Below are 24,353 nucleotides of genomic sequence, written 5' to 3'. Positions count from 1 at the left end.
CATAAGGATTGCTTTTTCGTTTTATGGATACTGTTCTGAGCGTTCTCTCATCGGTCTTTTGGGGCCTGCTGATGCTTTCCGTCCTTGTGTTTTTGCACGAGGGCGGCCACTTTTTGGCGGCGCGTGCCTGTGGCGTCCGGGTGACCGAGTTCTTCTTGGGCCTGCCGTGTCGCTTTGATATCCACCACACATCGCGTCGCATCGGCACCAAGTTTGGCGTGACGCCGCTGCTGCTGGGTGGCTATGCTGCCATCTGTGGCATGGATCCGACCGATGTCTCGTGTGCCGATCGCGTGCTTGCGGCCATCTATCGCCACGGCCGTGTGACGGTGGCCGATCTTGCTGTCGAGCTCGAGCTGTCCGAGGAGGATGTTCTCGAGGCCTGTGCTTTGCTGTTGGGCTGGGGCTCCATCGCTCCCTGGTATGAAGAAGGGGAAAAGCCTTCGCCCAGTTACTATCCCACCAAGTACCAGACCCTGCCGCGCGATGCTGCAGGATATACCACCTTTGACGGTCGCAAGTTCGATCGAGAGCATGCGACTGCCGAGGGCGATGTATGGGAACTGCCGTGCGGCGAGGCCGAATTCCTTGCACGCGAGCGCTCGCACACCTATTTGGGCCAGGGCTTTGTCAAGCGTGCCTTTATGCTGCTTGCGGGCATTATCGTCAATATCCTGACGGGCTTTTTGCTCCTTATGAGCATCTATTCCATCGCAGGTGTCACGGTACCGGTGGATACCAATGTGATTGGCCAGGTTGACGAAGGCTCGATTGCCGCCGCGGCGGGAATCGAGGGCGGCGACGCGATCCTTTCGGTCGACGGAGTATCGTGCTCTACCTGGATGGACGTTTACGATGCTATTGGCAAGGCTGCCGGTAAGGACGATATCGCCATCGAGTATGAGCGTGACGGCAAGCAGCATTCGACCACGGTTGCACTCAAAGAGGACGAGCGCCTAGGTGTGTATGCCTCTACGCAGGTGGTCCGTTTAGACCCCATCACGTCGGCTCGTCTGTCCTTCTCCTATGTCGTGCAGACAGCGGAGGGCGTGATGCGCCTTCTCCAGCCGCAGCATACGATGGAGATTCTCGATCAGTCCTCTTCGATCGTGGGTATTAGCGTTATGTCCTCACAGGCTGCTGCTGCCGGCCCTGCCACGTTCCTTTCGTTTGCCGCCCTCATTTCGTTCTCGCTTGGCTTTATGAACCTGCTGCCCATCCCGCCGCTCGATGGCGGTAAGCTGGTCATTGAGATCATTCAAAAGATTGCGGGCCGCGAGCTTCCGCTCAAGGTCCAGACGATTGTGAGCTATGTGGGCATCGCGCTCTTTGCGCTGTTGTTTGTCTACATGCTTCGTTCCGACATCCTTCGATTTATTCTGTAGGGGAGTGGTTGGATTGTCTTTATCCCATCCTTTGCCTCGCGAGCTAACGCGTCCCGTGCATGTGGGCGGCGTGCAGATAGGCGGCGGCGCTCCGGTGGTGGTTCAGTCCATGACCTGCACCGATACCGCTGATGCCCAGGCAACGCTTGCGCAAGTGTGTGCTTTGGCGCAGGCTGGCTGCGATATCGTGCGCGTGAGTGTGCCCACCGAGGCCGCGCTCGAGGGTTTCCGCACCATCTGTGCCGGGTCTCCGGTGCCGATTGTCGCCGATATCCACTTTAACCATAAGCTCGCCATTGGTGCCGTTGAGGCTGGTGCTGCCAAGCTGCGCATCAATCCCGGCAATATCGGCGATTGGGCCAAGGTTGACGCGGTGATCGATGCTGCGGGTGCCGCGGGCTGTGCGATTCGTATCGGCGTCAATGCCGGTTCGCTTGAGCAGGATATCGCCGAGCGCGACGACCTCACGCAGCCCGAAAAGCTCGTGATGTCGAGCGAGCGTTTCGTCAAGCATTTTGAAGACCGCGGCTTTACGAACATTGTGCTTTCGGCCAAGGCCCATAGCGTGCAAACGACGCTCGATACCTATCGAGCCCTGTCGTGCGAGATTCCCCACGTTCCGCTTCACCTGGGCGTGACGGAGGCCGGAACCAAGCTGCAGGGCACCATCAAGAGCTCGGTGGGACTCGGTATCCTGCTGTCTGAGGGCATCGGTGACACCATGCGCGTCTCGCTCACGGCCGATCCGGTCGAGGAGCCGCCGGTCGCCTGGGGAATTTTGCAGTCGCTGGGCCTGCGTCGCCGTGGTCCCGAGATCGTCTCGTGCCCCACGTGCGCCCGCTGCCAGGTTAACCTGATTCCCATCGCCGAGGAAGTAACCGAGCGGCTTAAGAACTATGCCGCGCCGCTTTCGATTGCCGTCATGGGATGTGCCGTTAATGGTCCCGGTGAGGCTTCTGATGCCGACCTGGGCGTTGCTTGCGGACGTGGCCAGGCCCTGCTCTTTTCGCATGGCCAAATCATTGGTAAAGTAGCTGAGGATCAAATTGTCGACGCGCTTATGGCCGAGGTCGACAAGCTTATTGAGGAGAAATAAATGACTCGAGCAATGTATATGTCTAAGCTCTATGCGCCGACGCTCAAAGAGGATCCGGCCGACGCCGAGCTTGCAAGCCATCGTCTGCTGCTTCGTGCCGGTATGATCCGCAAGGAGGCCGCCGGTCTCTATTCCTATCTGCCGCTCGCTTGGCGCTCGATTCGTAAGATCGAGAACATCGTGCGCGACGAGATGGATGCCGCCGGTGCCCAGGAGCTCATGATGCCCATTATGGTCGATGCCGAGCTGTGGCGTGAGTCCGGCCGCATCGATGCCTATGGCAAGGAGCTCGTGCGCTTTGACGACCGTCATGGTCGCGAGTTTGTGCTGGGTCCCACGCATGAGGAGACCGTCACGGCCCTGGTGCGCAACGAGCTGCGCTCCTATAAGCAGCTGCCCGTCAACCTGTACCACATTCAGGACAAGTTCCGCGATGAGTTCCGTCCCCGCTTTGGCCTAATGCGTGGTCGTGAGTTCATCATGAAGGACGCCTACAGCTTCTCTGCCACGCAGGAGAGTCTGCAGGAGGAGTACGACAAGATGAAGCAGGCCTACGCCAACATCTGCGAGCGCTGCTACATCAAGGCTCTGCCCGTTGTCGCCGACTCCGGCGAGATCGGCGGCGACACCTCCGTCGAGTACATGGCGCTGGCCGACGCCGGCGAGGCTTCGCTCGTCTACTGCGACGATTGCGGTTTTGCTGCCGATGACGAGGCTGCAAGCACCAAGGTCGTTGTGACCGAGGGCCCCGGCGACGGTACACTCACCAAGGTCGAGACTCCGGGTATGGGCACCATCGAGGCCGTCGCCAAGTTCTTCGGCTTCCCCGAGAACGGCACGCGCAAGTCGCTGGCGTTGATTGACTCCGAGGGCAAGCCGGTCGTGGCCATTGTCCCGGGCGACCACGAGCTCAATGACTGCAAGGCCGAGCATGTCTTTGGCAAGGGCTATCGCATGATGACCGACGAGGAGCTTCAGGCGAATGGGCTGCATAAGGGCTTTATCGGACCGGTCAACCTGCCCGAGGGCATTCGTCTGGTCTGCGACGAGAGTCTGCGCGAGTCCAAACAGTGGGCCTGCGGTGCCAACGAGGTCGACTATCACTTTACCGGCGCCTGCCCCGAGCGCGACTTTACCGTCGACGAGTGGGCCGACCTGGTTACCGTCGTCGCCGGCGATCCCTGCCCGCACTGCGGCAAGCCGCTGTCTGCTGCTCGCGGTATCGAGGTCTCCCAGGTTTTCCAGCTGGGCACCAAGTACTCCGAGGCCATGGGTGCCACCTTTATGGACGAGGACGGCAAGGAGAAGCCGCTTATCATGGGTTGCTACGGCGTTGGCGTGTCTCGCTCGCTCGCTGCCGTCGTGGAGCAGCACAACGACGAGCACGGCATCGTCTGGCCGGTCTCTGTTGCCCCGTACGAGGTTGCTGTGATTCCGCTCGACCCCAAGAAGGAGGAGTGCGCTTCCGTCTGCGAGCAGATTGTTGATGGTCTATACGCCGAGGGCATCGAGGTCGTCGTCGATGATCGCGATGAGCGTCCTGGCTTTAAGTTTGCCGACAACGACCTTATGGGCTTCCCGTATCAGGTGGTGCTCGGCAAGCGTGGCCTTAAGAATGGCACGGTGGAGCTCAAGGACCGTGCTACCGGCGAGCGTGAGGACGTGGCGATCGACGAGGTTGTCACCAAGGTTGCTGAGCTTGTGAAGGCGGCCCGTCGTTAATCTACGATTTCGCTTGTAGTTCGATATACGGGACGGCCCCGCATTTCTCCAGATAGGGGAGATGCGGGGCCGTCCTTTTATCTTGTCGACGTACTCAATCGCTAAAAGGAAACCCCACAGCCCATGCGAGCTGCGGGGTTTCCTTTGTGCCTCCGATGCGAAATAAATCGCTCAGATATTACTGATAATCGACGACGTCGATCCAGTTCTTCAGGAACTCATCGTTCACGTTGCGCTTACGAGCGAGCTCGGAAGCGGCGACGATGCTCGTCCACTGACGCACGACCTGCATGGGCATGTCGGCGCGGTCGCAGTAGAGCTCCAGATAAGCCTCGGCCTGGTCCTTGCTGTTGAGGGCAAAGAGCAGGTAGGTGGTGGCAACGTCGGCAGCAGGGGAGCCCTGGGTGGCGTGTGCCCAGTCGCACACATAGAGCTGGCCGTCGTCGCCGACGATGACGTTGGAGGGGTTGAAGTCGCCGTGGCAGACCTTGAACTCCTTAGTCATACCGTCCAGACGCTCCTGAAGGTTGTAGCGCGTGGTGGCATTAAGCTGATCAAGGCTGTCGATCATGCGGGCGAACTTGTCGCGCTGACGGTTGAGCAGCGGGGAGGTGTAGCTGTGGATCTCGATCTGGAGGTCGACGAACATCTCGAGGTACTCACCGAAGCGCTGGGGCTCGGCAGTCATCTTCTCGGCAAGGGTGGTGCCCGGAACCTTCTCGGTCACGAGCGCCCAGCCGTTGGCGTTCTCGAGCTGGGAAACCTCGAGAGCCTTGGGGCTGCGGATGCCGCACTCATTGATGCGGGCAAGATTCAAAGCCTCGTTGAACACGTCGGAGACGGGCTTGGTCTCGTTAAAGACCTTGACGATCTTGTCGCCCAGGTCGTAAACGACCTTGTTGCCGCGACGGACGAGTTCGGTCTTGGAATCGGGTAGCAGCATGGTTGCATCCTTTCAACGATGCGATAGAAGCGACGGCGGGGGTGTGTGAAACACCCGTGCACCCCCGCCGTTAAAACCGTGCTAGAACTAGCAGACGGCGTAATCCTGAGGCTCGCGGCCGTAGTAGGCGTCCAGGTAGAGCTCCTTGATCTCGCTCATGAGCGGGTAGCGCGGGTTGGCGCCGGTGCACTGGTCGTTGAATGCCTGCTCGGTCATCTCGTCGAGGGTGTCGAGGAAGTACTGCTCGTCAACACCGTAGTCGGCGATGGTCTTCTTGACACCGATGAAGTCCTTGAGCTCCTCGAGCTTCGTGATGAAGTTCTCGAAGACCTCCTTGTCGTCCTTGCCCTCGATGCCGCAGTACTTGGCCATCTCGGCGTAGTTGTGCAGCGCGTTGGGGTAAGGATACTGGGAGAAGGTACCCATCTTGACGGGGGCCTCGGCGGCGTTGTAGCGCATGACGCGGGTCAGGATGACGGCGTTGGCGATGCCGTGGGGCAGGTGATGGAAGGCGCCGAGCTTGTGGGCCATGGAGTGGTTGAGGCCCAGGAAGGCGTTGGCGAAGGCCATACCGGCCATGCAGGAAGCGTTGTGCATCTCCTCGCGGGCATGCGGGTCCTTGGCGCCGTTCGTGAAGCTGGAGGGCAGGTTCTCGAAGACGAGCTTAGCAGCGCGCTCGGAGAGGCCCTTGGTGTAGTCGGAAGCCATGATGGAGACGTAGGACTCGATGGCGTGGGTCATGACGTCGATGCCGGAGGCAGCGGTCAGGCCGCGCGGGGCGGTCATGCAGTTGTCGGCGTCGACAATAGCCATGTTGGGGAGCAGCGCGTAGTCGGCGAGCGGCCACTTGATGCCGGTCTCCTTGTCTGTGATGATGGCGAACGGCGTGCACTCGGAGCCGGTACCCGAGGAGGTCGGGACGGCGACGAAGTAGGCCTTCTTGCCCATCTCGGGGAAGGTGAAGATACGCTTGCGGATGTCCATGAAGTCCATGGCCATGTCCTCAAACTTGCACTCGGGGTGCTCGTACATCATCCACATGATCTTGCCGGCGTCCATAGCGGAGCCACCGCCGACGGCGATGATGACGTCAGGCTCAAAGAGAGCCATCTGCTTGGCGCCGCGACGTGCGCACTGCAGCGACGGATCGGGCTCGACGTCGTAGAAGCAGTCGTGGGCGATGCCCATCTCGTCGAGCTTGGCCTCGATGGCGCGGGTGTTGCCATTCTTGAAGAGGAACTGGTCGGTGACGATGAAGGCGCGCTTCTTGCCCATGACGTTGCCCAGCTCGTCGAGGGCGACGGGGGTGGAACCCTTCTTGAAGTAGACCTTCTCGGGAGCGCGGAACCACAGCATGTTCTCACGGCGCTCGGCCACAGTCTTAACGTTGATCAAGTGCTTCACCCCAACGTTCTCGGAGACGGAGTTGCCGCCCCAGGAGCCGCAGCCCAGGGTCAGAGACGGCTTCATGCCAAAGTTGTACAGGTCACCGATGCCGCCGTGCGAGGACGGGGTGTTGATGACGATACGGCAGGCCTTCATGACGTGCTCGAACAGGCTGATCTTCTCGGCCTGGGAGGGGTGCACGTACAGAGAGGCGGTGTGGCCCGGGCCACCGGCGAGCACCAGGTGCTCGGCCTTGTCGACGGCCTCCTGGAAGTCCTTGGCGTGGTACATGGCCAGGACCGGGGAGAGCTTCTCGTGGGAGAACTCCTCCTTGGCGGGGTCGGTGGAGGTGACCTCGGCGATCAGGATCTTGGTCTTGGCGGGAACCTCGATGCCGGCGAGCTCGGCGATCTTGGCGGCAGCCATGCCGGGGATGCGGTGATCGAGGGCGCCGTTCTTGAACATGGCGGCACGCAGGGCCTCCATCTCGGCACCCTGCTTGACGAAGTAGCAGCCGCGCTTCTGGAACTCGGCCTTGACCTGGTCATAGATGGTGTCGATGACGGTCACGGACTGCTCGGAAGCGCAGATCATGCCGTTGTCGAAGGTCTTGGAGTGGATGATGGAGTTGACGGCGAGCAGCACGTCGGCGGTGTCGTCGATGACGACCGGGGTGTTACCGGCGCCAACGCCCAGGGCGGGCTTGCCCGAGGAGTAGGCGGCCTTGACCATACCCGGGCCACCGGTGGCGAGGATGATGTCGACGTCGCGCATGACCATGTTGGTCAGCTCGATGGAGGGGACATCGACCCAGCCGATGATGCCCTCGGGGGCGCCGGCCTTGACGGCGGCGTCAAGCACGAGCTTGGCGGCGGCGATGGTGCACTTGGCGGCAGCCGGGTGCGGGGAGATGATGATGGCGTTGCGGGTCTTCAGGCAGATCAGCGTCTTGAAGATCGCGGTGGAGGTGGGGTTGGTCGTCGGGATGACGGCGCCCACGATGCCGATAGGCTCGGCGATCTTGGTGATGCCGTAAGCCTCGTCGCGCTCCAGGACACCACAGGTCTTGGTGTTCTTGTAAGCGTTGTAGATGTACTCTGCGGCGTAGTGGTTCTTGATGACCTTGTCCTCAAGAACGCCGCGGCCGGTCTCCTCGATGGCCATCTTCGCCAACGGGATACGAGCCTTGTTGGCGGCCATGGCGGCCTCATAGAAGATCTTGTCGACCTGCTCCTGCGTGTACGTAGCAAAAAGCGCCTGGGCCTCTCGCATCTGAGCGAGCTTAGCCTCAAGCGCCTCTACGTTGTCCACAATTGCGGGAGTAGTGTTTTCCGGTGACTTTTTCACCATTTGTGTCTCCTTGCGATCGGAGATTTACCCTACGCCTTGCATGATAGCAAGAAATTATTCGGCGAACGGTAAGATTCCCGTAAAAGGCACACTAAAACGATTCAACTAAATGAAACGATTCAACTAATGCTGCATCGCCCCGCTCATTGGGGACAGACTTGCATGAGTGCTTTCACTCATTTGGGACAGACATCGTTTTGCCATTTTTCCGTTCTGGACCTGTTATTGCAGCTTATTGGATATAAATAGGTCACAGGCTCAGCATTTCGCGTTGCTTCTCTCCTTTTAGGTGTTGCCTGTACAGTTTTGGAAGGAGAGATTATGCCCCGATGCGCCCGCGCCGTTTCGATCACCGGCTATTACCATGTCTTTGACCGCGGTAACTCCAAACAGATTATTTTTGAAGATGACTCCGACCGTTATCGTTTCTTATCGGATATCTCGGATAGGTTCGCGCGCCATGAAGTGGCGGTGTTGGCTTGGTGCCTTATGGACAATCACTTCCATTTGATGGTTGATGACCCATGTGACAACCTTTCAAAGGCAATGCAGTGCGCACTGACGGCATATGCTAAATATTTCAATGGGAAAACGGGGAGAACAGGGCATCTGTTTGACAATCGCTATTCGCGGGTCGCGGTTGAGTCGGACACGCAGGCAGTGCAGCTGCTCGATTATATCCATCTCAATCCCGTGAAAGGTGCGCTCGACTCGCTCGAGGCGTACCGTTGGTCAAGCTACAAGGCATACCAGCTGGGCTACGATCCTTTTGATATTTGTGATGCAGCCCCTATGCTCGATATTGTTGGAGGCTCCCGTTGCTATTGCGACCATCTCAAGGAAGTTGCCGCGCACATCTGGTCAGTGGAGATTCTTCCGCGCCGGCGGATTCCCGATGAGGATGCCCTGGCCGTCGTGCGCGAAGCCCTGCCGAGCATAGACCCTGCGCTGCTCAAGGCTCTGCCATGCCCCGAACGCGATGCCTGTCTTCTGAGGCTCAGGCGGGCGCATCTCACGGTCAAGCAAATTGCCCGTATCACCGGTATCGGCGCTACAAGCGTGACCAAGGCCACCATAGGCTGGAATGAGGCAGCGTGAGGCAGGGGCGAACCGCTGCCGGCACGCGTTATGTCTGTCCCAAATGTGTGAAAGCACTCATGTAAGTCTGTCCCCAATGAGTGCAAAAAGGCGCCCTCCACATGGGAGGGCGCCTTTGGTAAGTTCTATGTGAACGCGAGGTCTTTGACCCGGAGAGTCCGAGGTACTTGTTGGTAAGACCTTATTTAGGAGCGCGCAACCTTGCCGGACTTGAGGCAGGTGGAGCAAACGTTCATCTTGCGACGGTGACCATCGACGACGACGTAGACGCGCTGGATGTTGGGGCGGAACTTACGGTTGGTGACGCGGTGAGAGTGGCTGATGGAGCGACCGGCAACGGGGTGCTTACCGCAAACTTCGCAAACTTTGGACATAACTGACCCTCCTTGGGCGACAAACGAACATGTCGCGTTAACAAACAAGCCTGAACTATAGCACAGAAGCATGTCTCTGTGCGCAATCTACACAGAGATATTTCTCTTTTGGCGATAGTGCCCACGCTACGGCCCTGGACGTAGATCCGATTTGCGTGCAGCAGAGGGGATTATGCCAGCTCGCAACAAGGTTTTCAAGCGCGTCCCACAAATATATATAGGTTTATGGAGCGATTGGCTCCGTTTACGGATTGACTAGTATTTATGCTCGCAATTGAGCCCGATGTTGGCTACACTATGCCTTGACCATTAAAGGGGTACGAGATACCCACATGGAATTACATAGCTGTCAATGAGCAGTACTTCCTGTGGGTGTCTGGTTCCGCTTTGAGCGGTCGGGCATCTATTTTTTTGACTGTGTCAGCAGTCAAGACATGTGAGGAAGGAGATCGATGGGCACGACTTCCCCCAAGGCGGTCATCATGGACGAGACCGCCGTCAACCGAGCGATGACCCGCATCGCGCACGAGATTCTCGAGCGCAACGAGGGCTGTGAAGACCTCGCTCTGGTCGGCATCGTCACGCGCGGCGACCTTCTGGCAAAGAAGCTCGCCGAGGCGATCAAGGAGATCGAGGGTGTCGACGTTCCGCTCGGCAGCCTGGACATCAGCTTCTATCGCGATGACTATGCGACCAATTTCGCTCCCGCGATCCACGCTACCAACATTCCCTTCAGCGTCGACGGCAAGCGCGTCGTGCTGGTGGACGACATCCTGTACACGGGTCGCACCATCCGCGCCGCTCTGGACGCCGTTATGGACCTGGGCCGTCCGAGCCGAGTCGAGCTGGCAGTTCTCGTTGACCGCGGTCACCGCGAGCTCCCTATCTCGCCGGATTTTGTCGGCAAGAACGTTCCCTCATCGCACGAGGAGAACGTGCACCTATATATGAAGGAAGTCGACGGCCGTACCGCCGTCGAGATCAACGACGTCGCGCCGGGTTCCCACGTGGGCTCCGCGCCGCTGGGAGGTGAGTAGTACCGTGGCGTTCAACCATAAGCACCTGATCGACATTACCGAGTACTCCGAAGAGGACATCAAGCTCATCCTCGAGACCGCCAAGGCGTTCTCCGAGGTCAACGAGCGTGCCATCAAGAAGGTCCCCACGCTCAAGGGCAAGACCATCGTCAACATGTTCAATGAGCCCTCGACGCGTACCCGTAGCTCCTTCGAGCTCGCCGAGAAGCGTCTTTCGGCCGACAGCCTCAACTTCGGCGGCTCCTCTACCTCCACGGTCAAGGGCGAGAGCCTCGTCGATACCGTCGAGACCCTCAACGCCTACAAGATCGATTGCATCGTCGTGCGCGACAAGCATGCCGGTGCTCCCTACATCGTCACACAGAATTCGCCCGCGAGTGTTATCTGCGCCGGTGACGGTAAGCACAACCACCCCACGCAGGCTCTGCTCGACCTGTACACCATCTGGGAGCACAAGGGTGACTTCCACGGTCTGAAGGTCGCCGTCGTCGGCGACATCGCCCACTCCCGCGTTTGCGGCTCGCTGATCCCCGCGTTGAAGATCATGGGCTGCGAGACCTACGCCGTCGCCCCCGGCACGCTGCTGCCGCCGGCGCCCGAGGTTCTGGGCTGCGACCACGTGACGAGCGACCTCGATTCCGTCCTGCCCGAGCTGGACGTCGTCTACATGCTGCGCGTACAGCAGGAGCGCCTCGAGGGTGCCCCGTTCCCGACCATTCGCGAGTACCACAAGCTCTTCGGCCTGACCAAGGACCGTGAGAAGCTCATGAAGCCCGACGCGATCATTTGCCACCCGGGCCCCATCAACCGCGGCGTTGAGTTCGACTCCTATATGGCCGACCACCCGCAACGCTCCGTCATCCTGGAGCAGGTCTACGCCGGTATCTGCGTGCGTATGGCTATCCTGTATCTGCTGCTTGGAGGTGCCGATAATGGCCTTGCTTCTTAAGAATGCCCACGTCGTCGACCCGTCCGTCGAGCTTGACGGTGTCGTTGACGTCCTGATTGACGGCGACAAGATTGCCGAGGTCGGCGAGAACCTCGCCGCCGAGGGAGCCGAGGTCCGCGACCTTTCCGGTAAGTATCTCGTCCCTGGCCTGGTGGACATGCACGTCCACCTGCGCGAGCCCGGCTACGAGGTCAAAGAGGACATCGAGAGCGGCACCCGCGCAGCTGCCAAGGGCGGCTTCACCGGCGTGTGCGCCATGCCCAACACCGACCCCGTTACCGATAACGGTACCGTCGTTGAGTTCGTCAAGTCCCGCGCTGCCGAGGTCGGCCACTGCCGCGTTTATCCTTCTGGCGCCATGACCCGCGGTCTTAAGGGCGAGGCCATGTCCGAGATGGGCGATATGGTCGCCCACGGCGCCGTCGCATTCACCGACGATGGCCGCGGCGTGCAGGGTGCAGGCATGCTCCGTCGTTGCATGGACTACGGCAAGATGTTCGGCAAGGTCTTTATGAGCCATTGCCAGGACGAGGACCTGGTCGGTCACGGCCAGATCAACGAGGGCAAGGTCTCTACCCGTCTGGCCCTCGAGGGCTGGCCGGCGGCGGGCGAGGAGCTGCAGATCGCCCGCGATATCGAGATCGCCAAGCTGACCGGTGCCAAGCTGCACATCCAGCACATCTCCACTGCGCATGGCCTGGAGCTCGTGCGTGCCGGTAAGGCAGCTGGCGTGCAGGTCACCTGCGAGGCTACCCCGCACCACATGTTCCTGACCGAGAACGACCTGGACGAGACCTACAACACCTCGCTCAAGGTCAACCCGCCTCTGCGTACCGATGAAGACGCCGAGGCGATCCGTCAGGGCGTCATCGACGGCACCGTAGACGTCATCGTCACCGACCACGCTCCCCACACTCCGTGGGAGAAGGCTCGCGAGTTCGAGCTTGCGCCCTTCGGCATGATTGGCCTCGAGACCTCGCTTTCGCTTGTGCTCACCGAGCTGGTCAACACGGGCAAGATGAGCATGGGCCGCATGGTCGAGCTCATGGCCATCAAGCCGCGTGAGATCTTGGGCCTCGACCAGGTTCAGGTCAAGGCGGGCTCCGTTGCCGACCTGACCGTGTTCGACCCCGCCGCAACCTGGACGGTCGGCGAGGGCGGCTACGAGTCGCGTGCCGAGAACTCCGGTTTTGCCGGCCGCACGCTGACCGGTCGTGCCACCGATGTGTTCGTCGGCGGTAAGCAGACGCTTGCCGACGGCTGCATCTGCTAGCATAGCCTTATCGCTTTTGTGCGCGGTGCCCTTGCGGTGCCGCGCTTTCTGTTCGCCTGAACCATGCAACCGCATGGGGGATTGGAGCGTCTATGCCCACACCTTCCACTGCACGCATGCACGACTTCGAGGTCGTCTCGAACCAGGAGATCGCCGACGGCATCTTCTCGCTCGTTATCTCGGCCCCCAAGCTTGCAAGTGCGCTCAAGCCCGGTCAGTTCGTGAATATCGCCGTGCCGGGCGATGCTTCCTCGCTGCTTCGCGTGCCCCTGAGCTTCTATCGTGCCGACGCCGAGGCCGGCACCGTCGAGCTGTGGTACGCCGTCGTGGGCGATGATACCCGTCGTCTGTCGCAGATGACCCCTGGCTCCACCTCCAACTTGCTGGGTCCTGGCGGCCGCGGCTGGTTCGTGCCCGAGGGTACCAGGAAGGCGCTGCTCGTCGCCGGCGGCATTGGCGTTCCGCCTGTGCTCTGCCTGGCTGGCATGCTTGCCGAGCAGGGCGTGGATGTTGACGTGTGCCTGGGCTTTGGCACCGCGTCCAAGGCCGTGGGCGTCGATGAGTTCCGCGCGCTGGGTGCCACGGTCAACGTGTGCACCGACGACGGTTCGTTGGGCACGCATGGCTTCTGTACCGATCCTGCCGCCGAGCTGCTCGGCGAGGGCGGTTACGACTACGTCGCCAGCTGCGGTCCCGCCGTCATGATGAAGAAGGTCGCCGCCGCTGCCGCCGAGGCTGGCGTGTACTGCGAGGTGTCGCTCGAGCGCATGATGAGCTGTGGCTTTGGCGCCTGCAACACCTGCAATGTCGAGACGGTCGACGGTATGAAGGGCGCCTGCATGTGCGGCCCCGTGTTTGATGCTTCCAAGGTGGTGGTCTTCTAGTGGGTACCGTGAACATGGCCGTCGATTTCGGCGGCGTCAAGATGCAGAACCCCATCAACACCGCAGCCGGTACCTTTGGCTACGGTTGGCAGTTCCAGAACTTCTTCGATGTCTCCCAGCTGGGTGCCATCACCACCAAGGGCTGCGCTGCCGAGCCCTGGCCCGGCAATCCCGCACCCCGCATGGCCGAGATTCCCGGCGGCATGATCAATTCCGTGGGCCTGCAGAACCCCGGTGTGGCCGCTTTCGCCCGCGAGTCCGGTCCGTGGCTCGAGCAGCTCTCCAAGGACGGTTGCCAGGTCATCTGCCAGGTTGCCGGTCATTCCGTGGACGAGTTTGTCCGTGCGCTCGAGATGTATGTCGAGCTGTGCCCCTGGGCTGCCGGCTATGAGATCAACGTGAGCTGCCCCAACATTGCCGCCGGCGGTGCCGCCATGGGCTCCACACCCGAGGGTGCCTCTTCCGTCATGGCTGCCTGCCGCAAGGTGACCGACAAGCCACTGTTTGTGAAGATGGCACCGGTCAACGTCGCCGAGATCGCCAAGGCTCTCGAGGCCGCCGGCGCCGACGGCCTTTCGGTCATCAACTCCATTCAGGGCATGGCCATCGACGTCCACACCCGCAAGTCGCGTGTGGCCAAGCCCAAGGGCGGTCTTTCGGGCCCGCTGTGCCACCACATCGCCGTTCGTATGGTCTGGGAGGTTGCCCAGGCCGTCGATATCCCCATCAATGGCGTCGGCGGCGTCATGACCGGTGAGGACGCGGCCGAGTTTATCCTGGCTGGCGCTACCTGCGTATCGGTCGGAATGGCCAACTTTGTCGATCCGTGCGCTTCGCTCAAGATTGCGCACGAGCTCGAGGCCTGGGCCGAGTCCCAGGGCGTGAAGGACATCAACGAGCTGGTAGGTGCTTTCGAATGCTAGAGACCGATGCCCGCGACCGCGTTATCGTCGCCCTCGACTGTGACCGTGAGCGTGCGCTTGAGCTCGCCCATGAGCTTTCGGGCCATGCCGCCTGGCTTAAAGTGGGCATGACGCTCTATTACGCCGAGGGCCCCGAGATCGTCAAGACCTTTAAGAACCTAGGCTTCAAGGTGTTCCTCGACCTTAAGTTCCATGACATTCCGCATCAGGTGCGCGGTGCCGCTCGCTCGGCCTCGCTTGCCGGTGCCGACCTGCTTTCGGTTCACGGCTTGGGTTCGGGTGCTATGCTCGCCGCCTGCCGTGAGGGTGCCGAGGAGGCACGCGAGGATCGAGCCAAGCTCGTCGCCATCACCGTGCTTACGAGCATGAATCAGGATGCGCTGAGCGAGATCGGCGTCGAGTCACCCGTTGCCGAGGAGGCCGCTCGTCTGGCAAAACTCGCCCAGGCCAACGGTATCGACGGCATCGTGTGCTCGCCGATGGAGGCTCATGACATGCGTGAGCTGCTGGGCCCCGATGCGCTGATTGTGACCCCTGGCGTGCGTCCGGTTGGTGCTGCGCTGGGTGATCAGTCCCGCGTGGCCACGCCTTCCCAGGCTATCGAGCGCGGCGCGAGCCATATCGTGGTGGGCCGCCCCATTACCGGCGCCGACGATCCGGTTGCCGCGTTTGACGCCATCGTTGCCGAGCTGGTCGAAAACGTCGCGTAAAAGATTCCCTCAAGTCACCACTTTTGGGTCTCATTAGCACAAATTAGCCCCTGTGCCTGCGAAAACTTTCCCATCCTTTGTGTGGAATCGCAGGTCAGGGGCTCATCTTTTAGCGCGATATATTGCACTTTTTGCGGGTATCGTCTAACCTATGGAGCCGCGATTGAGCATTTTGTACGTTTTACGTGCTAAAATGCCAAATATTGAATCAGATATAACCCAACTATTTGGAGGTACGAATGGCACTCCCTCAGCTTACCGATGAGCAGCGCAAGCAGGCTCTTGAGAAGGCTGCCGCCGCACGTCACGCTCGCGCAGAGCTCCGTGAGCAGATCAAGAAGGGCGAGAAGTCCCTCGAATCCGTGCTCAACTCCGATGACCCCATTGCTTCCCGCATGAAGGTTTCCACCCTCATCGAGTCTCTCCCCGGTTATGGCAAGGCCAAGGCCGCCAAGATCATGGAGGAGCTCGGCATCTCCGCTACCCGTCGCGTCCAGGGCCTTGGCGTCCGTCAGCGCGAGCAGCTCCTCGAGCAGCTGACCAAATAAGTGAGCGCTCAGGATTCAAAGCTCTTTGTGATTTCTGGACCGTCAGGCGCAGGCAAGGGCACGCTCGTCACTCGTGTGCGCGAGCGTCGCTCTAACCTGGGCCTGACGGTTTCGGCTACCACGCGAGCCCCACGTAAAGGCGAGGTCGATGGCGTCAATTACTTTTTCCTGACGCGCGAGGAGTTCGACCGCCGCGTGGCAAACGGTGAGTTTGTTGAGTGGGCCGAGGTCCACGGTAACTGCTATGGCACGTTGGTGAGCGAGGTCCAGTCCAAGCTCGCCTCTGGTTCGTCTCTCATCTTGGAGATCGATGTCCAGGGTGCCTTGCAGGTCAAGGTGCGTTTTCCCGAGGCCGTGCTGATCTTTATCAAGCCACCCTCGCTCGAGGTGCTCCGCGAGCGTCTGGTCGGTCGCGGCACCGAGACGCCCGAGACGATTGAGCTGCGTATGGCAAACGCCGCCCATGAGCTTGCCCTTGCCGACCGCTACGACGACGTCGTGGTGAATGATGATCTCGACCGCGCGACCGATGAGCTCGTTCGCGTTCTCGATATGCATGAAAGGATCTGAGGTCCGTGTCCGTTGTAAAGCCTTGCATTGACGATCTTCTGGAGAAGACCGATCACAACCGCTTCCTGCTCGCTTCGCTTGCCTCCAAGCGTGCCTGCGACATCAATAGCATGCTGCGTGGCCAGCATAACCGCGTGCTTGCCGTTCAGGATGTCGACGACATCACCATCGCGCTCTCCGGCGCCGACACCATCTCGATGGCTATGGACGAGATCGTCGACGGCGATATCTCCTACGACGAGGCCCGTTACGAGAAGGCGCTCGGCCATAAGGTTGCTGAAGCCTAAATGGCAGCTCGCGTCTGCCTGGTCCACTATCACGAGGTTGGACTGAAGGGCAAGAACCGCGCACATTTTGAGCATATCCTCATGGATAACATCAAGGCGGCTTTGGCCGCCTTTTCCGTGAATGCCGTGTCTCGAATTTCCGGTTATATCCTCGTGACCTTTAACGAGCATCGGGCCGACGATGCGGCGCGTGTCATTCGTACCGTTCCCGGCGTTGCCCGTGTGTCTCTGGCATACCACACCAATCGCGACCCGCAGGAGTATTGCGCCGCCGCCGTAAAGGCGCTGCGCGAGTTTGGTCCCTTCGATTCGTTCAAGGTGCATGCCAAGCGCTCGAACACCGACTATGAGCTCACCTCCATCGATATCAATCGTCAGGTGGGCGAGGTGCTGTGCGAGGCCTTCCCCGATAAAAAAGTCCAGATGCACGACCCCGATGCGATGGTGCACGTGCTGGTGGTCCAGGGTAGCGTCTATGTGTACGCGCGCTCGGAGCGCGGCGTGGGTGGTCTGCCAGTGGGTTCTGCCGGCAAGGTCGTGACGCTGCTGTCGTCGGGTATCGACTCGCCGGTGGCGACCTGGATGCTCGCGCGTCGCGGCGCGGTATGCGTGCCGGTGCATTTCTCCGGTCGTCCGCAGACGCCGGATACGAGCGAGTATCTGGTGCAGGACATCATCCGTGCCCTTGAGCCGGGTGTCCAGATCGGCCGCCTGTACGTGGTGCCGTTTGGTGATTGCCAGCGCGAGATTTCGGTCACCTGCCCCAGCAACCTGCGCGTGATCATGTATCGCCGCATCATGTATTCGGTTGCCGAGCGCATTGCGCATATCGAGGGGGCCAAGGCCATCGTGACCGGCGAGTCGCTCGGTCAGGTTGCCTCCCAGACGCTCGAGAACATCATGGCCGTCAACGAGGCCGTGAAGATTCCCGTGTTCCGCCCACTCATCGGTTCGGACAAGCAGGAGATCATTGCGCGCGCTCAGGAGATCGGCACGTTTGATATTTCCACTGAGGCGGCGCCCGACTGCTGCACGCTGTTTATGCCGCGTCGTCCCGAGACGCACGCCAAGCTCGATGCCGTGCACGAGGCCTGGGAGCTGTTCGACCACGAGGAGATGATTGAGCGCCTGCTTAAGCAGACCGAGTACATCGACTTCTCCAGCAACACGTATAAGGCCCCTAAGACCTTAAAACGCAAACATTCGGAGCTTGCTCCGCGTGAGATTTACCAAGATCACGAGTAATTGCCTGCATAGACCGACGGTGCGCCTGTATCGTCGGTCTTTTGCTATCTGGGCGTTTGATAGCGAAGTGTTCATTCGCCGACGTGTGACTGAATATATGGACAGATTTGCGCAAGGTTTTGGTCAGCTTTTGGTTTGACCGTCAAAACTGGTTTGCCCGGGCGGTGCGTTCGGCTGAGTTTTTCCTGGCACGATGGTGCTGGGAGGTTTTTTGCTATGGCGCAGCGCAGACAACACGAACGAGTCAAACGAATGGACAGCTTGGCGGGCAAGTTGCTCGGGCACAAGGCGGTGGTCGTGGCGATGCTCGTTGTCATTGCGATGGCGAGCGGCTTAGCGATGGCAAGTTTTAATAGCCACTCCAGCGGCGTGTCGTTTGAGCGTAGTGATGAGGCGAGCGCCTCGGATGTGCGCGGGTCCGGGGATGCGTCTCCTGATGATGAGTCTTCGGCCAAGAGTTCCTCTGCTGCGGAGGTGTACGTCGATGTGGATGGCGCCGTTGTGAGGCCTGGCGTGTATCGGCTCAAAGATGGAGCACGGGTGTCCCAAGCTATCGATGCCGCCGGAGGGCTTACGGCCGAGGCGGATGTGGCAGGGCTTAATCGTGCGTCCAAGGTCGCTGATGGTCAAAAGATCTATGTTCCGACGGTGGGGGAGCAACAAGCGGCTGGGGCGGTCGACGGGGCCGAAATCGGTGCTGCCACGACTCCTGGCGCGGGGTCTTCGTCGGGGCTCGTGAACATCAATACGGCAAGTGCGGCAGAGCTGCAGACGCTTTCGGGCATTGGGCCTTCTATGGCGCAGTCGATTATTGACGAGCGGACGCAAAACGGGGCTTTTACCTCAGTCGATGACCTGATGCGCGTATCGGGGATCGGTGAGAAGAAGCTCGCCAAAATCAAAGATTGCATTTGCGTATGAGTGCGATTGAGCGCGAGCAAGTGATGCCACCACGACCATTGATGCCCTGGACGATGGCGCTTTGTGCCGGCTTGTGTGTGAGCTGTGGCTTGGTACTTAACATGGCGGCCGATTTGCTGTTGGGAGAGCGGGCAGCGCCCGTCACGTTGCTTATGGCCATTCCCGTTGCGGCTGCGGCCTGCATCGTCTTGGCTCGGTCCTGTATGCGCCTTGTGCGGTGGAGACGATGGCTATATGCCGCGGCCCTTGGCTTCGTGGCGGGGGCGGTCGTGTCCGCTGGTTGGGCGATCTGGGCGCTGCGTGCTTCGAGGGCACTGGATAATCGGGCTGCGAGCAGTCTCGAGTTTGTTGTGCACGGCGACCCGTCCATCAATGACGGTGCGTACTCCTATACCTGCGATGCGTATGCGGGCGAAAATCGTTTGGGTCAGGTGCGGCTGTCGTGTGATTACGAGCTCGGCGCCGGTTCGCATGTACATGCTATCGGCCGAATTTCGCGCTTTGAGAACGATTCGTATGGGCGCTCACGCGTGCTTCGAGGCGAGCTGCGAAAAGTGAAAGTCATCCGGTTGGCGTCGGTCGACGAGGGCTCTTCGGGGCCGCTGCTTCGGCTGCGAAATGGGCTGCTTGCGTCCATCGCGCCTGCGACCGACCCGGCGCGTGCGCTCATAGCCGGTGTCGTCTGCGGTCGTTCGGCCGAGCTGTGCTCCCAGTCAGCGGGCGACTGGTTTTCGGTGACGGGAACGGCACATCTCATCGCCGTCTCGGGCAGCCATTTGGCTATCGTGGGGTATGTAATCGAGGGCGTATTGCAAAAGACCCGGTGCTCACGTGGTCTTCAGCGGGCGATATTGGCGATAACGCTTGTGAGCTACGCTGCCTTTACGGGCGCCTCGCCTTCGGCCGTGCGCGCGTGCTGCATGGTGTTCGCGACGCTTGTCGTAAACGGCGCGGGGCGTCGCCGGCATGGCGCATCGACACTCTTTGTAACCATGTCTATCTTTGTGCTACTGCGGCCGACGGTGCTGTTCGAGATGGGCTTTCAGCTTTCATGTGCCAGCGTCTTTGCCATCCTGTGCTTTTGCCCCTATGCGACCTACGCTTTGGGTGAGCTGGGTGCGCCATCGGGCTTTGCCAGCATGCTTTCGGTCACGCTGTGCTCGCAGTTGGCGACGCTTCCCATCACCATACCTGCCTTTGGTACGTTCTCGCTCATTGCTCCGCTGGCGAATGCGGTCATCGGTCCGGTGGTGAGTCTCCTGCTTGCTTTGTCGATCGTGCTGGTTCCCTTTTCGCTCGTGGAGCCGTTGCAAGCTTGGGCACTCGTCGTACCCATGATTGCCGCCCGGTGCGCACTGTTCTTTGAGCAGCTGTTTGCCGCCGTGCCGGGTGCATCCGTGAGCGTGCCGCCCGATAGCATGTGGATTTACCTGGTGCCGTGTTTGCTGGCGGCTCTGCTGGTCTGGTGGCCGCGTCCCCGTGCACGTCCTATGGCGGTAGGGCTTGCATGCCTGGTGCTCTTGGCTGCGATTCCGTACATCTACTGGGATCGATTCGCTCCGCCTTCGGTGACGGTGCTCGATGTGGGGCAGGCCGATGCGATTCTGGTTCGTCAGGGTGGCGCCGTGGCGCTCGTGGACTGTGGGCTCGATGAGCGCGTGGTGAGCGCGCTGGTTCGCAATAACGTCCACCATATTGACGCCGTCTTCGTCACACATTGGGACGAAGACCATTGGGGCGGTCTTCCCGATGTGCTCGATCAGTTTTCGGTTGGAACCATTGTGGTCGCGGCCGATGCGCTTGACGGTGCGCCTGCTGAGGTCCTGAATCGCCCGGGCGTAACGTATCGGCAGGTGGCTTGCGGAGATACGGTCGATATCGGCGCGTTTCGGACCCGTGTGATGTGGCCGTTTGACACGGTGGATGGCGAGGGCAATGAGGACTCTCTTGTTTTGCTGCTCTCCTATGCTCAGGAAGGCAAGAGCCTGCGTGTGCTTCTCACGGGTGATGCCGAGCTCGAACAGGAGCGCGAGTTTGTACAGGAGGTGGGTGATATCGATGTGCTTAAGCTGGGGCATCACGGCTCAAAAGTTTCCGTCGACATAGACCTACTGGAGACGCTTAAGCCCGAGCTCTCTATCGCGAGTGCGGGTGAGGGCAACCGCTACGGCCATCCATCCGATGCCTGCATCGATGCCGTTAAGGATGCGGGTGGTGCGTTCGCATGCACCATCGAACACGGCGACATTACCGTCACGCCGACTGAGAAGGGCTTTGCGATGCGATGTCAGCGGCCGTGATGACATCGTTGGCGCGCGGTGGACCCCTGGGCTAAAATGGCACGGTACGAATTCGAGTGTGTGCGAGAGGGGAGCGCAATGTCCGAAACCGGTCTGCTGCCGGCATATCTGATCGTCGGTACCGATGGGGTCAAGCGCGACCACGCCGTCTCGCGTATGAAAGCTCGCTTGGAAAAGTCGGGCATGGTCGAGTTCAACCTCGATGAACGCGACATGACGAAAGATCCCGATATCGAGTCGATCATCGGCTCGCTCAATACCTTTCCCATGGGTAGCGAGTTTCGCCTGGTGATCCTCGACGGCTGCTCCAAGCTTGCCAAGGCCGTCTCGGAACCGCTCGTCGAGTACCTCGCAAGCCCCAGCCCCACGACGGTCTGTCTCATTATTGCCGACTCACTTGCCAAGAATACGCGCCTGTATAAGGCAATCGCCAAGATCGACAAGAAGGCTATCGTCGATTGCTCGGGTACCAAGCGCTGGGAACTGCCGCGCCGCGTTCAGCAGATGGCGACGCAGCGCGGTAAGTCCATCTCGACGGCTGCTGCCGAGGAGCTCGTTTCGCGTTCGGGCGAGAACACCCGCATGCTCGATAACGACTTGGCCAAGCTTGCCCAGATGGTCGAGGCCCCCCAGATTGAGCTTGCCGACGTGGAGCGTTGGATCGTGCGTACGGCTGAGGTTCAGCCCTGGGACTTCCTCAACGCCGTCTCGGCTCGCGATATGCGGCGTTCGCTCGAGCTCTTTAAGCTTCTGCCCTCCAAGAGCTACGTGTGGACCTACGCGCTGTTATGCGGTCGCATCCGTGAGCTGATCGTTGCCAAGGCGCTCGATGGGCGTGGGCAGGGGCGTGAGCTCGCCGCGACGCTCAAGCTTCAGGCCTGGCAGGTCAAAAATCACCTTACCTGGGCACGTCGTTTTTCGATGACCGAGCTCGTTGCCGCGCTCGAGGGTGCCGTCGATGTGGAGCTCGCGCTCAAGGGTTCGGCCGATTCGGAGACCGCGCTTTTGCTCTGGATTACGAACATCTTGAGAAAATCGTGATGATACCTGCCTATTTGACAAATTCGTTCTATCCCTTTGAGGGGGAGCGTGCTATAGTAGGCGCTTGCATGACCTCACCGTGTCTCAGAGGTGTCATACATTTTTTGCAAGGAACTCGAAAGGAACTCCAGAAGTGGCAAACATCAAGTCTCAGAAGAAGCGTATCCGCACCAATGAGGCAGCTCGCATGCGTAACAAGGCTGTCAAGTCCGAGCTCAAGACGCTGACCAAGCACGTCCAGTCCGCCGTCGCCGAGGGCGACGCCGAGAAGGCCCAGGCTGCCCTCAAGACCGTCACCAAGCGTCTCGACATGGCTGCCGCCAAGCATGTTATCCACAAGAACCAGGCTTCCAACCGCAAGTCCGGTCTTGCCAAGCTCGTGAACAGCATCAACGCTTAAGTTGTAAATTTCACACCACACAGATTACGCGCATAAATGGAGCCTGTTTTATGGAACAGGCTCCATTTTTTGTACCGCTCGGGTAAGATAGTCCGCATGAATACTTCAATTGACATTTCCCACATCCGCAACTTCTCGATCGTTGCACATATCGACCATGGCAAGTCCACGATCAGTGACCGCATCCTCGAGCTCACCCATACCGTCGATGAGCGCGACATGGAGTCGCAGCTGCTTGACACGATGGACATCGAGCGCGAGCGCGGCATCACGATCAAGTCCAATGCCGTCCGCGTGTCCTATGACGCCGACGACGGCGAGACGTATCAGTTCAACCTGATCGATACGCCGGGCCACGTGGACTTCACCTACGAGGTCTCGCGTTCGCTTGCCGCTTGCGAGGGTGCGGTGCTTGTCGTGGACGCCACTCAGGGCGTCGAGGCGCAGACCGTTTCCAACGCGACGCTCGCCATGAACGCCAACTTGGACATTGTTCCGGCCATCAACAAGATCGACCTTCCCTCGGCGCACCCCGACGAAGTTAAGACCGAGATCGAAGACGATCTGGCCATTCCCGCCGACGATGCCGTGTGCGTGTCGGGCAAGACTGGCGAGGGCATCCATGATTTGCTGGAGTCCATTGTCTTTTTGATCTCGCCTCCCAAGGGCGATGCAAATGGCCCTCTCAAGGCACTTATTCTGGATTCGTACTTCGATGAGTACCGCGGCGTCGTCGCCACGGTGCGCATCTTTGACGGGTCCATCAAAAAGGGCGATACCCTGCGCATGATGCAGGCCAAGGGCGACTTCTTGGTCGACGGCGTGGGCGTCAAGCGCCCTGCCGAGACGCCGGTCGATGCTCTGACTGTCGGCGAGGTCGGCTATGTGGTCACGGGTCTGAAGGACCCCGAGGCCGTGCGCGTGGGCGATACCCTTACGTGGGCTTCGAACCCCTGCCCCGAGCCGCTGCCGGGCTACCGCGAGGCTAAACCCATGGTCTACACGGGCCTGTTCCCCATCGACAACAAGGACTATGAGAACCTGCGCGACGCGCTCGATAAGCTGCACGTCAACGATCCGTCGTTGGTGTGGGAGCCTGAGACGTCGGTGGCGCTGGGCTTTGGCTTCCGCGTGGGCTTCCTGGGCCTGCTGCACATGGAGGTCGTCAAAGAGCGCCTGGAGCGCGAGTTCAATCTGGACCTGATCGCCACGAGCCCCTCGGTCGACTACCACGTGTACAAGACTGACGGCGAGATGGTCGATGTCCGCAGCCCGCAGGATCTGCCCGAGGCCACGCGCATCGAGCGTATTGAAGAGCCTTACCTCAAGGCAAAGATCATCTGCCCGCCCGAGTATACGGGTGCCGTCATGCAGCTCGCTATCGAGCACCGTGGCGTCACGACCGATATGATCCACCTGACGAGCAAATCGGTCGAGATGCGCTTTGATATGCCGCTCGCCGAGCTCATCTTGGACTTCTTCGATCAGCTCAAGAGCCGCACCAAGGGTTACGCCTCGCTCGACTACGAGTTCAACGAATATCGCCCCTCCGAGCTCGTCAAGCTCGACATCCTACTTTCGGGCGACGAGGTGGACGCGCTGTCGTTTATCGTGCACAAGGATAAAGCCTACGGTCTTGCCCGCGGCCTGTGCGACAAGCTCAAGGAGATCATTCCGCGTCAGCTGTTCGAGGTGCCTATCCAGGGTGCCATCGGCAACAAGATCATTGCCCGCTCCACCGTTAAGGCACGCCGCAAGGACGTGCTGGCCAAGTGCTACGGCGGCGATATCTCGCGAAAGCGCAAGCTGCTCGAGAAGCAGAAAGAGGGCAAGAAGCGCATGAAGGCCATCGGCTCGGTCGAGGTCCCGCAGGAGGCCTTTATGGCGATTCTCAAGGTGGACGAGTAGGTC

General features: G+C 60.1%; 22 protein-coding genes. 19 read left to right on the top strand and 3 right to left on the bottom strand.

Annotation, left to right across the window (positions count from 1 at the left end):
• Nucleotides 1-23 precede the first annotated feature (23 nt).
• Genes ACEXKH_RS03495 through ACEXKH_RS03485 form a run of 3 tightly spaced genes read left to right on the top strand, consistent with a single transcriptional unit; the run spans nucleotide 24 to nucleotide 4,203 of the window.
• Nucleotides 24-1,385 carry a M50 family metallopeptidase gene (locus ACEXKH_RS03495; protein ID WP_373573095.1) on the top strand — a complete coding sequence of 454 codons (1,362 nt, stop codon included), beginning with the start codon at nucleotides 24-26 and terminating at the stop codon, nucleotides 1,383-1,385.
• Nucleotides 1,386-1,398: 13 nt separating this feature from the next.
• Nucleotides 1,399-2,481 (top strand): flavodoxin-dependent (E)-4-hydroxy-3-methylbut-2-enyl-diphosphate synthase, encoded by a 1,083-nt coding sequence (ispG, locus tag ACEXKH_RS03490; protein WP_373573094.1) that lies wholly within the window; start codon nucleotides 1,399-1,401, stop codon nucleotides 2,479-2,481.
• Entirely contained in the window at nucleotides 2,482-4,203 is a 1,722-nt protein-coding gene (locus tag ACEXKH_RS03485; protein ID WP_373573093.1) for a proline--tRNA ligase, read from the top strand.
• A gap of 178 nt (nucleotides 4,204-4,381) precedes the next feature.
• On the opposite strand, the gene ACEXKH_RS03480 is transcribed toward ACEXKH_RS03485, so the two are convergent.
• The gene (locus tag ACEXKH_RS03480) at nucleotides 4,382-5,146 is read right to left on the bottom strand and encodes a phosphotransferase (RefSeq protein WP_373573092.1); all 765 of its coding nucleotides are present in this window, start codon (nucleotides 5,144-5,146) and stop codon (nucleotides 4,382-4,384) included.
• Between the two features lie 87 nt (nucleotides 5,147-5,233).
• Entirely contained in the window at nucleotides 5,234-7,882 is a 2,649-nt protein-coding gene (gene adhE / locus ACEXKH_RS03475; protein WP_373573091.1) for a bifunctional acetaldehyde-CoA/alcohol dehydrogenase, read from the bottom strand.
• Nucleotides 7,883-8,203: 321 nt separating this feature from the next.
• Here adhE and ACEXKH_RS03470 point away from each other — a divergent pair, with 321 nt between their 5' ends.
• Nucleotides 8,204-8,980: a transposase gene (locus ACEXKH_RS03470; RefSeq protein WP_373573090.1), complete on the top strand. Its 777-nt coding sequence runs from the start codon at nucleotides 8,204-8,206 to the stop codon at nucleotides 8,978-8,980.
• A 185-nt stretch (nucleotides 8,981-9,165) separates the two neighbouring features.
• Here ACEXKH_RS03470 and rpmB read toward each other — a convergent pair whose 3' ends face one another.
• Nucleotides 9,166-9,354 carry a 50S ribosomal protein L28 gene (rpmB, locus tag ACEXKH_RS03465; protein ID WP_022094725.1) on the bottom strand — a complete coding sequence of 63 codons (189 nt, stop codon included), beginning with the start codon at nucleotides 9,352-9,354 and terminating at the stop codon, nucleotides 9,166-9,168.
• A gap of 452 nt (nucleotides 9,355-9,806) precedes the next feature.
• Between rpmB and pyrR the strand changes: the two genes are divergently transcribed.
• The 15 genes from pyrR (at nucleotide 9,807) to lepA (ending at nucleotide 24,350) form a co-directional block, all read left to right on the top strand.
• Nucleotides 9,807-10,391, top strand: coding sequence for a bifunctional pyr operon transcriptional regulator/uracil phosphoribosyltransferase PyrR (gene pyrR / locus ACEXKH_RS03460; RefSeq protein WP_118259765.1), 585 nt, complete (start codon nucleotides 9,807-9,809; stop codon nucleotides 10,389-10,391).
• 4 nt (nucleotides 10,392-10,395) lie between these two features.
• A complete protein-coding gene (locus ACEXKH_RS03455; protein WP_035138537.1) occupies nucleotides 10,396-11,340 on the top strand; it encodes an aspartate carbamoyltransferase catalytic subunit in 945 nt (314 codons plus the stop codon).
• Complete coding sequence (locus ACEXKH_RS03450) at nucleotides 11,324-12,613, top strand: dihydroorotase (RefSeq protein ID WP_373573089.1); 1,290 nt, start codon at nucleotides 11,324-11,326, stop codon at nucleotides 12,611-12,613. Before ACEXKH_RS03455 ends, ACEXKH_RS03450 begins: the two co-directional genes overlap by 17 nt.
• Before the next feature lie 116 nt (nucleotides 12,614-12,729).
• Entirely contained in the window at nucleotides 12,730-13,497 is a 768-nt protein-coding gene (locus ACEXKH_RS03445; protein ID WP_373573134.1) for a dihydroorotate dehydrogenase electron transfer subunit, read from the top strand.
• A 14-nt stretch (nucleotides 13,498-13,511) separates the two neighbouring features.
• The gene (locus ACEXKH_RS03440; protein WP_006236128.1) at nucleotides 13,512-14,420 is read left to right on the top strand and encodes a dihydroorotate dehydrogenase; all 909 of its coding nucleotides are present in this window, start codon (nucleotides 13,512-13,514) and stop codon (nucleotides 14,418-14,420) included.
• Nucleotides 14,414-15,130: an orotidine-5'-phosphate decarboxylase gene (gene pyrF, locus ACEXKH_RS03435; RefSeq protein WP_373573088.1), complete on the top strand. Its 717-nt coding sequence runs from the start codon at nucleotides 14,414-14,416 to the stop codon at nucleotides 15,128-15,130. Before ACEXKH_RS03440 ends, pyrF begins: the two co-directional genes overlap by 7 nt.
• Nucleotides 15,131-15,369: 239 nt before the next feature.
• Entirely contained in the window at nucleotides 15,370-15,678 is a 309-nt protein-coding gene (gene mihF / locus ACEXKH_RS03430) for an integration host factor, actinobacterial type (protein WP_006236130.1), read from the top strand.
• On the top strand, nucleotides 15,679-16,248 hold the full coding sequence (gene gmk, locus ACEXKH_RS03425; RefSeq protein WP_373573087.1) for a guanylate kinase: 570 nt from the start codon (nucleotides 15,679-15,681) through the stop codon (nucleotides 16,246-16,248).
• A gap of 5 nt (nucleotides 16,249-16,253) precedes the next feature.
• Nucleotides 16,254-16,535 carry a DNA-directed RNA polymerase subunit omega gene (locus ACEXKH_RS03420; RefSeq protein ID WP_055250050.1) on the top strand — a complete coding sequence of 94 codons (282 nt, stop codon included), beginning with the start codon at nucleotides 16,254-16,256 and terminating at the stop codon, nucleotides 16,533-16,535.
• On the top strand, nucleotides 16,536-17,780 hold the full coding sequence (thiI, locus tag ACEXKH_RS03415) for a tRNA uracil 4-sulfurtransferase ThiI (protein WP_373573086.1): 1,245 nt from the start codon (nucleotides 16,536-16,538) through the stop codon (nucleotides 17,778-17,780).
• Between the two features lie 252 nt (nucleotides 17,781-18,032).
• Nucleotides 18,033-18,701 (top strand): helix-hairpin-helix domain-containing protein, encoded by a 669-nt coding sequence (locus tag ACEXKH_RS03410; RefSeq protein ID WP_373573085.1) that lies wholly within the window; start codon nucleotides 18,033-18,035, stop codon nucleotides 18,699-18,701.
• A gap of 269 nt (nucleotides 18,702-18,970) precedes the next feature.
• The gene (locus ACEXKH_RS03405) at nucleotides 18,971-21,001 is read left to right on the top strand and encodes a DNA internalization-related competence protein ComEC/Rec2 (RefSeq protein ID WP_373573084.1); all 2,031 of its coding nucleotides are present in this window, start codon (nucleotides 18,971-18,973) and stop codon (nucleotides 20,999-21,001) included.
• A gap of 78 nt (nucleotides 21,002-21,079) precedes the next feature.
• Nucleotides 21,080-22,042, top strand: coding sequence for a DNA polymerase III subunit delta (holA, locus tag ACEXKH_RS03400; protein WP_373573083.1), 963 nt, complete (start codon nucleotides 21,080-21,082; stop codon nucleotides 22,040-22,042).
• A 133-nt stretch (nucleotides 22,043-22,175) separates the two neighbouring features.
• Nucleotides 22,176-22,442: a 30S ribosomal protein S20 gene (gene rpsT / locus ACEXKH_RS03395; RefSeq protein WP_022094714.1), complete on the top strand. Its 267-nt coding sequence runs from the start codon at nucleotides 22,176-22,178 to the stop codon at nucleotides 22,440-22,442.
• A 96-nt stretch (nucleotides 22,443-22,538) separates the two neighbouring features.
• Nucleotides 22,539-24,350, top strand: coding sequence for a translation elongation factor 4 (lepA, locus tag ACEXKH_RS03390; protein ID WP_373573082.1), 1,812 nt, complete (start codon nucleotides 22,539-22,541; stop codon nucleotides 24,348-24,350).
• The last annotated feature ends 3 nt before the right edge of the window (nucleotides 24,351-24,353 follow it).

The organism is Collinsella aerofaciens ATCC 25986 (assembly GCF_964259375.1).
GTDB classification, from domain to species: Bacteria; Actinomycetota; Coriobacteriia; order Coriobacteriales; family Coriobacteriaceae; genus Collinsella; species Collinsella aerofaciens_BO.
Note: the sequence above shows the minus strand (reverse complement) of the source record. Positions and strands in the feature narration are given on the sequence as shown.

Excerpts from the sequence above, each read along its gene's own strand:
- ACEXKH_RS03495 (WP_373573095.1), top strand. The coding sequence starts at position 24 with ATGGATACTGTTCTGAGCGTTCTCTCATCGGTCTTTTGGGGCCTGCTG.
- ACEXKH_RS03485 (WP_373573093.1), top strand. The coding sequence starts at position 2,482 with ATGACTCGAGCAATGTATATGTCTAAGCTCTATGCGCCGACGCTCAAA.
- ACEXKH_RS03480 (WP_373573092.1), bottom strand. The coding sequence starts at position 5,146 with ATGCTGCTACCCGATTCCAAGACCGAACTCGTCCGTCGCGGCAACAAG.
- adhE (WP_373573091.1), bottom strand. The coding sequence starts at position 7,882 with ATGGTGAAAAAGTCACCGGAAAACACTACTCCCGCAATTGTGGACAAC.
- ACEXKH_RS03470 (WP_373573090.1), top strand. The coding sequence starts at position 8,204 with ATGCCCCGATGCGCCCGCGCCGTTTCGATCACCGGCTATTACCATGTC.
- rpmB (WP_022094725.1), bottom strand. The coding sequence starts at position 9,354 with ATGTCCAAAGTTTGCGAAGTTTGCGGTAAGCACCCCGTTGCCGGTCGC.
- pyrR (WP_118259765.1), top strand. The coding sequence starts at position 9,807 with ATGGGCACGACTTCCCCCAAGGCGGTCATCATGGACGAGACCGCCGTC.
- ACEXKH_RS03450 (WP_373573089.1), top strand. The coding sequence starts at position 11,324 with ATGGCCTTGCTTCTTAAGAATGCCCACGTCGTCGACCCGTCCGTCGAG.
- ACEXKH_RS03445 (WP_373573134.1), top strand. The coding sequence starts at position 12,730 with ATGCACGACTTCGAGGTCGTCTCGAACCAGGAGATCGCCGACGGCATC.
- ACEXKH_RS03440 (WP_006236128.1), top strand. The coding sequence starts at position 13,512 with ATGGCCGTCGATTTCGGCGGCGTCAAGATGCAGAACCCCATCAACACC.
- pyrF (WP_373573088.1), top strand. The coding sequence starts at position 14,414 with ATGCTAGAGACCGATGCCCGCGACCGCGTTATCGTCGCCCTCGACTGT.
- mihF (WP_006236130.1), top strand. The coding sequence starts at position 15,370 with ATGGCACTCCCTCAGCTTACCGATGAGCAGCGCAAGCAGGCTCTTGAG.
- thiI (WP_373573086.1), top strand. The coding sequence starts at position 16,536 with ATGGCAGCTCGCGTCTGCCTGGTCCACTATCACGAGGTTGGACTGAAG.
- ACEXKH_RS03410 (WP_373573085.1), top strand. The coding sequence starts at position 18,033 with ATGGACAGCTTGGCGGGCAAGTTGCTCGGGCACAAGGCGGTGGTCGTG.
- holA (WP_373573083.1), top strand. The coding sequence starts at position 21,080 with ATGTCCGAAACCGGTCTGCTGCCGGCATATCTGATCGTCGGTACCGAT.
- lepA (WP_373573082.1), top strand. The coding sequence starts at position 22,539 with ATGAATACTTCAATTGACATTTCCCACATCCGCAACTTCTCGATCGTT.